General features: G+C 46.5%; 15 protein-coding genes. 4 read left to right on the top strand and 11 right to left on the bottom strand.

Features of this window, described 5'->3' with window-relative positions; all coding sequences use genetic code 11:
• Positions 1–246: 246 nt before the first annotated feature.
• Positions 247–582, bottom strand: a complete 336-nt coding sequence (locus tag ACKTR5_RS09240) for a winged helix-turn-helix transcriptional regulator (protein ID WP_407880990.1) — start codon at positions 580–582, stop codon at positions 247–249.
• Positions 583–731: 149 nt separating this feature from the next.
• On the opposite strand from ACKTR5_RS09240, the gene ACKTR5_RS09235 reads away from it, so the two are divergent.
• From ACKTR5_RS09235 to ACKTR5_RS09220, 4 genes are all read left to right on the top strand, one after another.
• Positions 732–1502, top strand: a complete 771-nt coding sequence (locus tag ACKTR5_RS09235) for a nuclear transport factor 2 family protein (RefSeq protein ID WP_407880989.1) — start codon at positions 732–734, stop codon at positions 1500–1502.
• A 262-nt stretch (positions 1503–1764) separates the two neighbouring features.
• Positions 1765–2049 carry a hypothetical protein gene (locus ACKTR5_RS09230; RefSeq protein ID WP_407880988.1) on the top strand — a complete coding sequence of 95 codons (285 nt, stop codon included), beginning with the start codon at positions 1765–1767 and terminating at the stop codon, positions 2047–2049.
• A 30-nt stretch (positions 2050–2079) separates the two neighbouring features.
• The gene (locus ACKTR5_RS09225) at positions 2080–2766 is read left to right on the top strand and encodes a response regulator transcription factor (RefSeq protein ID WP_407880987.1); all 687 of its coding nucleotides are present in this window, start codon (positions 2080–2082) and stop codon (positions 2764–2766) included.
• On the top strand, positions 2763–4148 hold the full coding sequence (locus ACKTR5_RS09220) for a sensor histidine kinase (protein ID WP_407880986.1): 1386 nt from the start codon (positions 2763–2765) through the stop codon (positions 4146–4148). Before ACKTR5_RS09225 ends, ACKTR5_RS09220 begins: the two co-directional genes overlap by 4 nt.
• Before the next feature lie 77 nt (positions 4149–4225).
• Here the strand turns inward: ACKTR5_RS09220 and ACKTR5_RS09215 are convergent, their stop codons facing one another.
• From ACKTR5_RS09215 to ACKTR5_RS09170, 10 genes are all read right to left on the bottom strand, one after another.
• The gene (locus tag ACKTR5_RS09215) at positions 4226–4909 is read right to left on the bottom strand and encodes a 2,3-bisphosphoglycerate-dependent phosphoglycerate mutase (RefSeq protein WP_407880985.1); all 684 of its coding nucleotides are present in this window, start codon (positions 4907–4909) and stop codon (positions 4226–4228) included.
• 115 nt (positions 4910–5024) lie between these two features.
• The gene (locus tag ACKTR5_RS09210; protein WP_407880983.1) at positions 5025–6188 is read right to left on the bottom strand and encodes a LysM peptidoglycan-binding domain-containing protein; all 1164 of its coding nucleotides are present in this window, start codon (positions 6186–6188) and stop codon (positions 5025–5027) included.
• A 247-nt stretch (positions 6189–6435) separates the two neighbouring features.
• A complete protein-coding gene (locus tag ACKTR5_RS09205; protein ID WP_407880982.1) occupies positions 6436–7383 on the bottom strand; it encodes an AEC family transporter in 948 nt (315 codons plus the stop codon).
• Between the two features lie 136 nt (positions 7384–7519).
• Positions 7520–7909: a DUF956 family protein gene (locus ACKTR5_RS09200; protein WP_407880981.1), complete on the bottom strand. Its 390-nt coding sequence runs from the start codon at positions 7907–7909 to the stop codon at positions 7520–7522.
• Positions 7910–8023: 114 nt separating this feature from the next.
• Positions 8024–8947: a PTS system mannose/fructose/sorbose family transporter subunit IID gene (locus ACKTR5_RS09195; protein ID WP_407880979.1), complete on the bottom strand. Its 924-nt coding sequence runs from the start codon at positions 8945–8947 to the stop codon at positions 8024–8026.
• Between the two features lie 22 nt (positions 8948–8969).
• Positions 8970–9773: a PTS mannose/fructose/sorbose transporter subunit IIC gene (locus ACKTR5_RS09190; protein WP_407880978.1), complete on the bottom strand. Its 804-nt coding sequence runs from the start codon at positions 9771–9773 to the stop codon at positions 8970–8972.
• Between the two features lie 35 nt (positions 9774–9808).
• Entirely contained in the window at positions 9809–10792 is a 984-nt protein-coding gene (locus ACKTR5_RS09185) for a PTS sugar transporter subunit IIB (RefSeq protein WP_407880976.1), read from the bottom strand.
• A 74-nt stretch (positions 10793–10866) separates the two neighbouring features.
• Positions 10867–11361, bottom strand: a complete 495-nt coding sequence (locus ACKTR5_RS09180; protein WP_407880975.1) for a PTS system mannose/fructose/N-acetylgalactosamine-transporter subunit IIB — start codon at positions 11359–11361, stop codon at positions 10867–10869.
• 22 nt (positions 11362–11383) lie between these two features.
• On the bottom strand, positions 11384–11773 hold the full coding sequence (locus tag ACKTR5_RS09175) for a PTS sugar transporter subunit IIA (protein ID WP_407880974.1): 390 nt from the start codon (positions 11771–11773) through the stop codon (positions 11384–11386).
• Positions 11774–12167: 394 nt separating this feature from the next.
• Entirely contained in the window at positions 12168–12863 is a 696-nt protein-coding gene (locus ACKTR5_RS09170; RefSeq protein WP_407880973.1) for a Crp/Fnr family transcriptional regulator, read from the bottom strand.
• Positions 12864–12926 lie beyond the last annotated feature (63 nt).

Below are 12926 nucleotides of genomic sequence, written 5' to 3'. Positions count from 1 at the left end.
GCGGCCATATTCTTCATAGATAGCAACTAAGACACTGAATAGCTGTCCGGCAATGTGATATCTGTTTCGAACAGCAAGTTTTGAATCCGTTCCTGTTAGATACGCTTCAACAGCGATGATTTTAGTTTCAATAGAAATTTTAGTCATAAGAAAACCCCGAAAGTTTGTTTCAACTTTCGGGGTAAAGGTCAATCTGCATAGTTGTGGGGCCTTTTGTTAAACGCAAAAATACCCACATTCATTCATTTAATCGACGTTATTCGCATAAAAGTCCGCCCAGACACGCATTGCTTCGTGCACTGCCAGTAGATGTTGTCCCACCTCGGTCAATGAGTACTCGACGTGTGGCGGTACCTCGGCAAATACATGCCGATTAATAATTTGGTGTGCCTCTAACCATTTCAGGTGACTTGTTAACACTTTTTGGGTAATCTGTAGTTCCCTCTGGATTTCGCCAAACCGCAATGTCCCCTTTTCTAACAGCAAATTGACGATTTCGGGCCGCCATTTATTTCGGTGCAACTCATTTAAAATGATGAGCTTTCCCTCAATTTGTGGATTCATTTCAATACTAAACGTCATGTCGTCTCCTCCAATCTACTTGATGGGCCATAGTTTCCCTAGCGAAACTATCCCACTCTAAAGTGCCTACTTTTATGTTTGTTCAGTTGATTGTATTATATCTATCATTAATAAAATAATCTTTAGCAAACACTTTCGGAGGCCATGACATGACAAATACAGAAATTGCACTTTCATTAATTAATTCATTTGCAACAGGCGAGACGAAAATCGCTGAGGCGCACCTCGCCAAAGATTACATTCAGCATAATTTGAATTTTGGGACCGGTCGCGATCAGTTTATCGAAGCTGTCACCGGACTTCAACAAGCACCAACCAAGACAACCGTTGAAACCATCCGGTCCTTCTCAGATGGGCCATACGTTGTTTTGCACAGTCGGTATAATTTTGCTGGTGCTGGCGATCAAATCGGGATTGATGTCTTTCGTTTTGAAGACAACATGATTGCTGAACATTGGGATAACCTTTCAAAACTCACCGGGCCAACGCCTTCTGGTCATACTCAATACGACGGAACAACGAAAATCTCAGATTTGGACAACACAGCATCCAACAAACAGCTTGTCGCCAACTTTGTCCGTGACGTGTTACGAGGAGAAAATCCAAGCGCCTTACCAACTTACTTCGATGGCGATCACTACATTCAACATAACAGTGGCATTGCTGACGGCTTAAGTGGTCTTAGCACGGCGTTAAGTGCGATGGCCGAGCAGGACATTACCATGACATACGACAGAACCTTCCGGGTATTAGGCCATGGAAACTTTGTTCTCGCCATGAGTGAAGGTACTTTTGGCGTTGACCACGTCGCATTTTACGACTTATTTAGTGTCCTCGATGGCAAGATCGCTGAACATTGGGACATCATTGAAACAATTCCTGAAAAAACGACCTGGGCAAATCAGAACGGTAAGTTTTAACCCATTCGCCACTCAATGCCATTTTTTATCTAAAAAGTAGTGAGGCCCGCTGAATTAGCGTGTTTCACTGCTTTTTTTGTGCCCTTTTATTCAGACAGCGTTAAAATTAACCCAACTTAACTCAAACCAGATTAGCCAACTTTTCGACATCGCTACACTTTCTTTGAACGTTTTTAAGTTCGCTTTATGTTGGTTTCTTTATGATAATCATTGTTCAAAACGAACAGAATTTTAGTTTGATAATCTGAATGGAGTGACCATTATGTTAAAAGATACGAGTAATTTGATTTCCGCTAAGGTTGTTGCTGCACATTGCCCCACAGTTGTTGCTGAAACTGAATCGGGCCAGCAATTTGAAGTCAATGTCACACGTGAACAAAAGCGTGACCCGTTATTTTGGGCAACCATTACTGATATTCTTCGGGAAGGAATTTGGATTCCCGTCACCAAACGCTACCACCAGCTTTCTGCTGACGGCTGGTTGTTAAGTCAACCGGCACTCGCACCGGCTGTCGCATCTGACGGCGTTTTCGATTACAATTATTAATAAACAATTCATTTCTAGGGGGAACTACTTATGCAACAACTCGCACGGGGCCTTATCATTGAGGACGATCACTCAGTGTCAGATGGCATTAAGGAACTATTAACGGACATTGTCGCCTGTGACCAAGCGTTTGACGGCGAAGATGGTGAATTCATGGCCAGTCAGGGCATTTATGACCTGATTATTCTGGACTGGATGTTACCACTTGAAAGCGGTCTTGACGTGCTAAAGGCCATTCGCGAACAGCATCTCGACGTTCCCGTTTTATTCCTGACGGCGAAGGATGGCTTAGACGATAAAATTCGTGGCTTCAATTTAGGTGCTGATGACTATCTCACCAAACCCTTCCACCGTGAAGAACTCCTGTTGCGGGTTCGTGCCTTGCTCAAACGAAGCGGAACGTTCTTAAATGAAAACATTTTGACGATGGGTGATATTAACGTCAATTTACAAAACCACGCTGTGTCGGTTGGCGATACGTCCGTTCAACTGAACGGAAAGGAGTTTGACCTCCTCGTTTACTTTATCCAAAACCAGGGCACCATTGTTACTAAGGATCAAATTTTCGATCGCTTGTGGGGCTTTGATTCTGAAACCTCCATCACGGTCGTTGAAGTCTACGTTTCTAACTTACGAAAGAAACTCAAGCCAGTCGGCGCAGACAAGACAATTAAAACGTTGCGAAACGCCGGCTATCTTGTCGGAGCAGAACAGTGAAATCAAAACGAACTGAACAATCATTTGGCAAGCAGCAGTGGGGCCTTTTCATCAGTGAACTTGTCAGCTTTGCCCTGATTTTCCTAACGCTGGGCGTCATTTTATGGCGGGTGTTTGAACCGTCGATTTATCAGGATGTTAACCGTGGCATCAAAGTCCAACGTCAGGTCATCCTGAATAAAAAAATCACCGGTGGTCCTGCCAGCCAGGACGCGTTTCGCTCCATTGCCTTTCGGACCTCCCTGTTGATCTATAACAAAAAGGGCCAGTTACTGAACGGCACCACGACAAGCGGGTTCTTTGGTGGTGCGCCGACAAACGACAACACCAATAATTCGACGGCAAATGGCACTACAACCCCTAAGAAAAAGACGACCGACTCTGCTCGTGAAGATTACCTGAATGCGCTCGAGGCCATTAAGCTTAATAAAACTCGGCAAAATGTGCTCCGTGACATCGTCGTGAACGGGCAAAACAACTTCCGAACCATGACTTTTTACGTGCCAGCAAGCAGTAATTCGGCGTACGCCGGCTGCTACGTCATGGTGGTCACCAACACCGATTCAGAGCATGGCTCCATCGTCGTGTTCCGAAAAGTTTTGACCTGGACCATGCTTATCTTTTGGTTGATTTCGATTCTTCTGAGTTACGTTCTTGCTCGGCTCAACATGCGGCCCATTCTTCGCTCCTGGCAACGTCAGCGTGAGTTTGTGGCTAATGCAGCCCATGAGTTACGGACGCCGCTTACGGTCATTCAAAACAAGCTAGAGTTGATGCTTACCCACCCCACCGACCAAGTCATGGATCAAACTGAGCAAATAACCATGTCACTGTCTGAGGTCCGCCGATTAAACTCACTCACGAGTGATTTATTGTTACTGGCGCGCTCTGATTCCGATATGACCCAGATTCGGACAGAACCGGTGGCCATGAAGCAATTTCTCGAAACGGTGATCCTCCCCTATTCCGAAATTGCGGACAGCCAGCATAAACACTTTACGGATGAAATCGATCTTGATCGTTCACTCGTTATTGACAAGGAACGGATTCACCAGCTCATTGTCATCTTTCTCGACAACGCGCTCAAGTATACTGAATCTGGTGATAGTGTCGCCTTTACAGCTAAAATGAGTGGTAACCGCTGGCTGCTCCAGGTTAAGGATACCGGGATCGGCATTAGTGACGCAGATAAAAATCACGTCTTTGATCGTTTCTACCGGGTTGAAAAATCACGAAGCCGGGCCACCGGCGGAAACGGTTTGGGCCTCTCCATCGCTAAATGGATCATTGATAGCCATAAGGGCCGCGTTTCCATCACGGATAACACCCCCCACGGCACCATCTTCACCATTAGCTTCCCCGTTGCTAAGCAAAAGAAATAACTCATAAAAATAAACCCCACCGACTCATATTCTTGTCGGTGGGGTTATTTGATTCTTTTCATAAAAACGTCGCGGCGCTAATCTGCCAGCATAACTTTCTTCACGATCCGTAACTGTGAATCAAACGTATAGTGAATTGGCTGGGCGTTTGGCACCTCCACGCGACTGATGTCTTCATCACTTACGTTCTCAAGGTATTTAATGAGCGCCCGCAGTGTGCTCCCGTGTGCCACGATCAGCTGATTGTGCCCCGTCAGAAGCGCTGGTGCGATGGTATCGATCCAAACGGGTAATAACCTCGCAGAAGCCATTTTAAGGCTCTCGCCCCGTGTCATTGCGCTCCGCGGTAGCGACGCATACTTGCGATCACCGATATGTTCAGGTTGTGCCAGCAGTGGCGGAACTTCTGTATAACTCCGCCGCCACAACGCCACCTGATCGACACCAAACTCCTGACGCGTTTGTTCCTTATTTCGACCGCGTAAAGCACCGTAATGGCGTTCATTTAACCGCCAATCCTTGTGTTCAGGCACCCATAACTGGTGACACTCATCAAGGACAATGTGGGTCGTTTCAATGGCCCGCTTCAAAACGGACGTGTGCACATCCGTAAACGCCACGCCAGTCTTGGCAACCAACTGGCCCGCTTCATGAGCCTGCTCACGGCCAGTGGCTGTTAACTCAACATCCGTCCATCCCGTGTAGATTTGATCACGATTAGCCGTACTTTCACCATGCCGAACAATTACCAACTCTGCCATGTCTGCCCTTCTCTCTTTGACCTTACACAGTCATGGTACCATTTTCATTCCTGGTTTCAAACTAACAAAAAAGCGGCTCACCACTGAGGCGAACCGCTTCGTTAATTAACATAAATTAGAAGACAATGTAACCAGCAGCTTCGCTAGCTGAGATTGTCCGGGCGTGGTAGGCCAAACCTTCGAAGTTACCTTCGATGATGTTAACCGTCCCGTTACCGTTAACGCTCGTTACGTAAGCAACGTGCATGTAACCAAAGTAAGCAACAGAACCGGCAGTTGGTGTTGTGCTTACAGATAAACCACGGTTAGCAGCGCTGGCACCCCAGGCGTTACCGTTACCTAAGTAAGCCCATTCTGAGCTTGAAATACCGCGTGCTTGTAAGATCCCAGCAACGAATGCAGTACATTGACCAGCAGGGTAACCATTGACACCTGTGTTGAAGCCATTGATTCCGGCTTGAGCATAGTCACCTGAAACAGAACTAGCTGATGATGAAGGTGTGTTTGTGTTCGTTGTGTCATCAGTGTTAGTTGCAGGTGCTTGTGAAGCTTGGCTAACTGGTGCTTGGCTAGCAGGAGCAGCCGTGCTGGTTGCTTCAGAAGCTTCTGAGGCAGGTGCTTGGCTAGCAACAGATGCTGGAGCCTGTGAAGCAGCCTGACTAGCAACTGAAGTAGGCGCTTGTGATAATGCTTGGCTAGCAGCAGGCGCCTGTGAAGCGGCACTTGCTTGGCTTGCTTGTGAAGCTTGGCTAGTCGTTGATGTTTGAGAAGCTTGTGAAGCAGCGCTTGTACTTGCTGCTGAACCAGTCGTTGTATGTAATACTTGACCGACCATCAACACGTTAATGTTAGCGATGTTGTTTTTTGAAGCTAAGTCTGAAACGCTGATGCCACTCTTTGAGCTAATCGCGTACAATGTGTCACCACTCTTAACAGTGTAGTCACCACTAATTGATGATGTCGCTGTCTTATCTGTTGAAGCTTGGCTAGTTGTGTTCGTTGTGCTTGTGTTGTTTGACGAATTAGTGGTCGTCGTGTTAGCTGATGTAGTTGCATCAGGAATCACCAATGATTGGCCAACGTAAATTAAGTTAGCGTTTGACAGGTGGTTGGCCTGAACAATGGCGTCTACTGTTGTATGGTTCTTTTGTGCAAAGTTCCACACCGTGTCACCCTTGATTGATTTAACCGTTGAAGCGTTAGCAGCAACAGAAACCCCAGCAAGAACACTGGCGGCACCAGCAGTTGTTAATAAAGCATTTTTAATCGATTTTTTCACGTTAGTCACTTCTCCTAAGTTAATTCATCCCGCGTAACAAGCCTATGTGTGTTACCTACTAGCCTTAGTCTAAGCCATTCGTGTAACAGGGCTATACCAACAATATGACAATTGATTACAATTATTACATTAAGATTACGTTAAGCGTTTTTTGCCTAGTAAACCTTTTCACCCGTCTATTATTAGGCTTTCTCATACTGAACGCAAGCAATCAGCCTTCATACTTTCTTAAACTTTTCAACCGAAACTATACCATTTTCGAAATAAAACTCATCATCACGGGGACCACCACCAGCGACAAAAGTGTCGTTTCTGTCACCATCACCGCCGCAAAATCCGCGTCGGCATGGTAAAGTTTGGCCACGACTGGTGCATTCGTCATCACTGGCATGCACGATTGAAGGACGAAGACTTGTTTCATCATCACGGGCATACCACTTCGCTGAACAAGTAGTAACATTAACGCTGGCGCCGCGATAAACCGCCCAAAAAGAACCCCAGCACTGCTTAAATCAAAGCGCATGTTCTTCAATCCTGCTTGGTAAATGGAGATTCCAATAAAGATCATCGACAACGGGACGGTAAGTCCACCAAGGTAACCAAACATTTGATTTAAGAAATACGGAAGATGCACATTCCATAGAACCAGGAGAACGCCGAGCATGAAGCCTAACAGTGGGGCCGAGAAGACCTTTTTCAACACCGTTTTGACGTTTAACCGTTCGTGAATTTGGCCGTCTCGTTGAATGAAGTAAACCCCAATGGTCCAAAAAATCGTCGTGTTGGCCATGTAGTACACCAGGACATACGGTAAGCTTTTACTTCCAAAAATTGCCATGTTGATCGGCAGGCCCACAAACACCGTATTTGAGTTGAAGAACATGGAGGTAAAAAGCCCCCGGCGCCCTGGCTCAATGTGTAACAGGACGACGATCCCCCACGCAAGCACCATGAGCAAAAGCATTGAAATGACCGGATAGCGTAAATCAGGCAGGAGGGCCACCAGCTCACGTTTAGAAAAATCTTTTGTCACCGAAACAATCATGTATGGTGGTAACGCGACTTGTGTGACCAGCTTGGCCACTAATCTTGTGCTGTCTTCATTAAACCAGCCCTTAGCGGCCAAAACGTAGCCCACGGCCACCATGATGATGATCATGAGGACACCCGTTGTACTTGCCAATAATCCTGCCATTATGCCATCCCTTTACCCAGCGTTATTCTTTCAGTATATCACGTCATTTTTATGTCGCTCTGAACGTAAAAATAAACCGGTTGATTCCCCATCACGGGGAATCAACCGGTTTATTTTTAACTTTCATCTACTTTGCTTAGTTTCGCTTCGTGCTTCGTTTGGCCGCAAGCCCACGAAAATCACGCAGAATCATTTGCCCAAAGGTCAGCGCCTTAACCACATGATCTGGCCCAACGTAATTACGGATGGCCCGCAAAATCACCTTTGGCTTCCGTGCGGAGAACCGGTACGCCCCATTATGTTTCGTTTGGATCGTAAACCGTGGGATCCATTTCCCCCGAAACATGACAGAAGCAACCACGTTATCCACTTCTTCCCAGGGAATTTGAACAAACTTATTGGTATCACGATGGTTATAAAATTCAAACGCCTTATCGCCCACCATCAGTTTACCGTACTCGCTCATTCCCATGTACGATGTCCCTTCAGTAACTAAGTCGACCTTTGTATTTAATGATTCTGCCATGTCTTTTCTCCCTACTCTGTAAGCCCACGTTGCACTACGAACTGCGCCATAAACAACAATAGCGGTTGCTGCCCACACGTGGGTACAAGCCGCCATTGCCAATAATATCTAATTTTACAACCAACCAATCACGTGGAGCAAGATCCCAACAACGAAGATCCCAAGAATGATAACGATTGGTGAAACTTTCTTCTTCAGTAACCACATGCACAAGAAGGTTAACAGTAATGCAGCCAACCCAGGAATCAATTGATTCAAGTTGTCTTGCAACGTTGTTACCTTAACGTTTGACAGGGATAAGCCCTTGCCCAAGTTGTATTGTGTTAAGGCTTCCTGAATCCCTTTAGAACCCTTTGGTAACTTACTCCATTCGATGTAAGAACCCTTTTGTTGTTGAATCGTTGAAACAACTGGCAGGAATTTAATTGAAACCCACCTTTGAATCAAGGCCCCAATAACAAACATCCCCATCATGGAAGCCCCACGGGTAACCTTTTGCAGCAACCCACCAGAAAGGTCTTCACTGATTCGTGAACCAGCACGGTAACCAAATTCTTGGGTGTACCACATGAAACTCCAACGGATCAAGTTCCATAAGACAAAGAACAAGATTGGTCCAAGAATGTTACCACCAATGGCAAGTGAGGCACCAAGGGCACCAACAATTGGCCGAACGGTGAACCAGAAGACAGGGTCACCGACACCAGCCAGTGGTCCCATCATCCCAACTTTAACCCCTTGGATCGCAACGTCGTCAACGGCAGCACCGTTAGCACGGTCTTCTTCCAGGGCTAAGGTAACACCAAGAATTGGTGAAGCCAAGTATGGATGAGTGTTAAAGAATTCCATGTGTCGCTTGTAGGCGGCAATCCGGTCTTCTTTTTTTGTGTATAACTTATTGATAGCAGGCATTAATGAGAATAACCAACCACCATTTTGCATCCGTTCATAGTTCCATGAACCTTGGATGAACGTTGACCGCCAAGCAACCTTTAACCGATCACTTTTTGTTAATGTAATCTTTTTATTATCAGCCATTATCGTTTCTCCTTCCCTCGGTTTAATAGTCGTCTAAGATGTCGCCGAGTGGATCACCACTGGTGCGACCACCGCCGTTACCACCACCGTTACCACCTTCATCAAGCTTCAGGTAGATCAGGGCAAGTGATAAACCAATGGTCCCAATTGCGATCAATGTCAATTCTGACAAAGCGGCAAGGGCAAAACCAATGGCAAAGAAAGGCCAAACTTCGCTAGAAGCCATCATGTTAATAACCATGGCATAACCAACGGCAACGACCATCCCACCACCGATGGCCATCCCATCGGATAACCATGCAGGCATTGCTTCAAGCATTGCCCGAACTTGTGCAGCAGGGATAATTAACAGTAAGGCAGCTGGGATCGCGATCCGCAACCCTTGTAAACAGATACAAATGATCTGCCACATGTTGATAGAACGGTAATTCCCCTTTTCTGCAGCCGCGTCCATAATGTGGATGATGGCAACAGTAATGGTCCGAACGATCATGGTTAAGAATAAACCGGCAACGGCCAGTGGGATCGCAATCGCAATCGCTGAACCGATTCCCTTAGTTCCTTGACCACCTTGGACCAAAATAATAGCAGATGCAACGGATGCCAAAGCGGCATCAGGAGCGACGGCGGCACCAATGTTGGCCCACCCTAAGGCGATCATTTGTAATGACCCACCTAAAATTAATCCGGTGGTTAATTGGCCTGAAACCAGTCCAATCAACGTACATGCAATCAGGGGTTGATGGAATTCAAATTCATCCAAAATCCCTTCCATGCCGGCAAAAAACGCAACGATCACGACTAAAATCATTGAAATAGCAGACATCTGACGTTCCTCCTACGTATTGTGAGATTACTTAACTAGGCTTGTAATTCTTTACGGGCCTTGTTAATGATATCGTCCATGTTAGCACCTGAATCATCAGGAACCTTACGAACATCGAACTTAACGCCAGCGGCCTTCAAATCATCAAAGGTCTTCACGTCCTCTTTCCCTAAGGAAAGCACTTTACTTACGGCAACTTTCCCAGCTGAGTGAGCCATTGAGCCAATGTTCAATGTCTTAATGTCCACCCCACCCTGAATGGCACGAAGCGCATCCTCTGGTGTTTCAAATAAGACAAGGGCCTTTGTGGCACCAAAACGAGGATCTTTGGCAATTTCAATCATCTTATCAACTGGAATGACGTTGGCCTTAACACCAGGTGGTGTTGCTTCCACAATCATGTTCTTCCGTAACGCGTCTTTGGCCACGTTATCAGAAACAACGATAATCCGATCTGGGTTGGTTGAACGCGTCCACGCAGTGGCAACTTGACCATGCAATAACCGTGAGTCAACACGTGCTAACACAAACTTAATGTGACCGTCCCCAAGAACCGTCCCAGGTGCAATAGCTTCCTGTTGTTGTTCTTCAGCAGCTGCCTTTGGTGCTTCGGCAGGTTGAAGTGTTTCAGGTTTAACCCGAACCCCTTCCTTACCAGTCTCAACGATGTGAGTCGCAATTTCTTGCGCTGAATCCATCGTCATCCGTGAACCATAAGCTTCGATGACCATTGGTAAGTTCATACCAGTGACCATTGCCCATGTGTCCTTATGTCCCTCAAAGAGGCTGCTGGCCTGATTGAATGGTGTTCCACCCCAAAGGTCGATCAGAATCAACACTTGATCAGGATCGTCAAACGTTGCAACTGCTTTTTCAAACTTGGCGTGAACATCATCTGGGCCTTCGCTTGGCAACAAGGTGACTGTTTGAACATTCTCTTGCTTACCGAAGATCATTTCACCAGATTGGTAAATGCCTTCTGCAAAGCCACCATGACTTGCTAAGATAATACCTACCATGAGTGTCCCTCCTAAAATAAATATTTGAAACCAAAATTAGTGTCAGCGATTTGTTGCTCGCTGAAAAACAGGTGCTACAGACCATGCTCGGTCAACAACGCCATTAGATCTAGTTGCTGATCTGTTGGGGTCTTTTGCACTTCAAGCTTGACCCCGGCGCCGGAAAGTTCGCGGAAGATGGTTGCATCTTCTTCGCTCACCGCCACGGCGTCCGTGATCATCGTCTTACCATCGGTGTAGCTTAAGCTACCCACATTGACAGACGTTAACGTGACACCCCCGACAACTGCTCGTTGAACATCCGCTGGTGTTTCAAACAACAGCAATGCGTCGAGATCATCGAAATGGGCATCTTGATAAATGTCAATCAACCGCTGAATGGTAATGACACTGACCGTCACACCGGCAGGCGCTGCCTTAATGATCAGGTCTTTACGCAAGGCATCTCCTGCTGCACCATCGGAAACGACCAAAATCTGCTGAGGGCGTAACGCCCGGGTCCAAATCGTGGCCACCTGGCCATGCAATAACCGTGAGTCAATTCGTGCTAAGCGAATCTTCATTGTCATGCTTGTCCTCCCTTAGTTGCAACTAAACCTCGAGATGCTTGATTCCAGCCTTTGCAATTGCCTCTAAATGGGCAATAACGTCAGCTAGTGGTTGGCGACGAACCGTATAGGCTTCCACTAACATTGGGAGATTAACCCCCGTCAGTAGACCCATCCGAACAGAATGTTCTGCAACGAGTTGACTTGCAACGTTGAAGGCTGGTCCACCCCAGACATCAACCAAAAACAACACTTCGTCATCCACGGCAAATGTCGCAAGAATCTGTTCGTATCGTTGTCGAAGTTGATCTGGGTCGTCGTCTTGGGTAACGCCCACGGCAACAACCTTCTCTTGGTTACCAAAAATCATGGCTGATGATTGCGTGATTCCTTCTGAAAAAGTCCCATGACTGGCAACGATAATTGCGATCATTTCGTCTTCGTTTCCTTCCTAAATGCCCTTAATCAATAAAATCGTTTAATACATCGAGAAATATTGGACCGTTTCTCCGTATATGTATTATAACCATTAACTACCGTTTAGCAAAGCGCTTACAATCGGTTCGGCAAAAAAATGTCGATTACCCTTACGTACGCTAATGCTACCCAGTGGTTTACAAATCTTGAGCACGGGACTAGCATACCGTAGTGAAGCGCTTACATCAAGCACAAATCAACGCTAAACTGTCCGACAAGTTACCAAATGGACTAGACAAGTTGTTAGACCGGCGTTTGCCAATTCTTAAGTTTCTTAAACTTTTTTCAACGCGCCCAGAATCGTCGTCAACAAATGCCAATGAAGCAGCGAAATCACTTGTGTAAGTCCTTTACATCAGCATCGCCAATTGGTCGGCATCACGGACAATAATTTGGTTTCCTGGACGTTTTTCGATCCATCCAGACCGTTGAAACGCCAGTAACTTTCGGCTGACCGTTTCCGGCGTGGTTCCTAAATACACCGCAATTTCCTTTTTAGGCATGGGCAACGTAAACGATTGTTGGGCCGGAAAGCTGGCCGCCGTTTCTACCAAGTACCCAGCCAGCCGTCCCTCGATCGAGGTTGTGCTCACTGCCGTCGTCTTCGTTTCCAATTGGCTGATCCGTTGACCAAACGCATTCACGAGGTTTAAGGCTAATTGTGGTGCGGTTTGCAATAACTGCTGAAAGTCAGCTCTCGCAATCGTGCACACCCGTGATTCCACAAGCGTTTCTGCAAAGCTTGTCCGCGTACTCTGGTTAAACAGCGCTGCCTCCCCATCAAAATCCCCAGATTGTAAGAGGTACAGTAACTGTTCACGGCCATTAGCCGCTAACTGATAAACCTTTGCTTGACCGGAAGCGATAATGGTTAACGCCGTCGCAGATTCTCCCGCTGAAAAAAGCGTTGTTCCTTTGGGATATGTCACCTCATGGACCAGCTGGCTCACTTGCGCCAATGCGTCCGGTGCCAGTGTCTTAAAGATGGGCACCAGCTTCAAACAGTCCTCACCGTGATTGCCATGTCCTGTCTGGGTCTTCGTCATTATGTGTTCCCCCAACCGTTTATTAATTCCGTCTTTTAAAAAAAGCGTAAACACTTTGTTTTA

It is taken from the genome of Furfurilactobacillus entadae (assembly GCF_045862745.1).
In the GTDB taxonomy this organism is placed as follows: domain Bacteria; phylum Bacillota; class Bacilli; order Lactobacillales; family Lactobacillaceae; genus Furfurilactobacillus; species Furfurilactobacillus entadae.
The sequence above is the reverse complement of the archived record's forward strand: the minus strand, read 5'-3'. Positions and strand labels throughout refer to the sequence as shown.

What these genes read in the sequence shown, in the direction of transcription:
- ACKTR5_RS09240 (WP_407880990.1), bottom strand. Translation starts at nt 582, where the DNA reads ATGACGTTTAGTATTGAAATGAATCCACAAATTGAGGGAAAGCTCATC.
- ACKTR5_RS09235 (WP_407880989.1), top strand. Translation starts at nt 732, where the DNA reads ATGACAAATACAGAAATTGCACTTTCATTAATTAATTCATTTGCAACA.
- ACKTR5_RS09230 (WP_407880988.1), top strand. Translation starts at nt 1,765, where the DNA reads ATGTTAAAAGATACGAGTAATTTGATTTCCGCTAAGGTTGTTGCTGCA.
- ACKTR5_RS09225 (WP_407880987.1), top strand. Translation starts at nt 2,080, where the DNA reads ATGCAACAACTCGCACGGGGCCTTATCATTGAGGACGATCACTCAGTG.
- ACKTR5_RS09215 (WP_407880985.1), bottom strand. Translation starts at nt 4,909, where the DNA reads ATGGCAGAGTTGGTAATTGTTCGGCATGGTGAAAGTACGGCTAATCGT.
- ACKTR5_RS09205 (WP_407880982.1), bottom strand. Translation starts at nt 7,383, where the DNA reads ATGGCAGGATTATTGGCAAGTACAACGGGTGTCCTCATGATCATCATC.
- ACKTR5_RS09200 (WP_407880981.1), bottom strand. Translation starts at nt 7,909, where the DNA reads ATGGCAGAATCATTAAATACAAAGGTCGACTTAGTTACTGAAGGGACA.
- ACKTR5_RS09195 (WP_407880979.1), bottom strand. Translation starts at nt 8,947, where the DNA reads ATGGCTGATAATAAAAAGATTACATTAACAAAAAGTGATCGGTTAAAG.
- ACKTR5_RS09190 (WP_407880978.1), bottom strand. Translation starts at nt 9,773, where the DNA reads ATGTCTGCTATTTCAATGATTTTAGTCGTGATCGTTGCGTTTTTTGCC.
- ACKTR5_RS09185 (WP_407880976.1), bottom strand. Translation starts at nt 10,792, where the DNA reads ATGGTAGGTATTATCTTAGCAAGTCATGGTGGCTTTGCAGAAGGCATT.
- ACKTR5_RS09180 (WP_407880975.1), bottom strand. Translation starts at nt 11,361, where the DNA reads ATGACAATGAAGATTCGCTTAGCACGAATTGACTCACGGTTATTGCAT.
- ACKTR5_RS09175 (WP_407880974.1), bottom strand. Translation starts at nt 11,773, where the DNA reads ATGATCGCAATTATCGTTGCCAGTCATGGGACTTTTTCAGAAGGAATC.
- ACKTR5_RS09170 (WP_407880973.1), bottom strand. Translation starts at nt 12,863, where the DNA reads ATGACGAAGACCCAGACAGGACATGGCAATCACGGTGAGGACTGTTTG.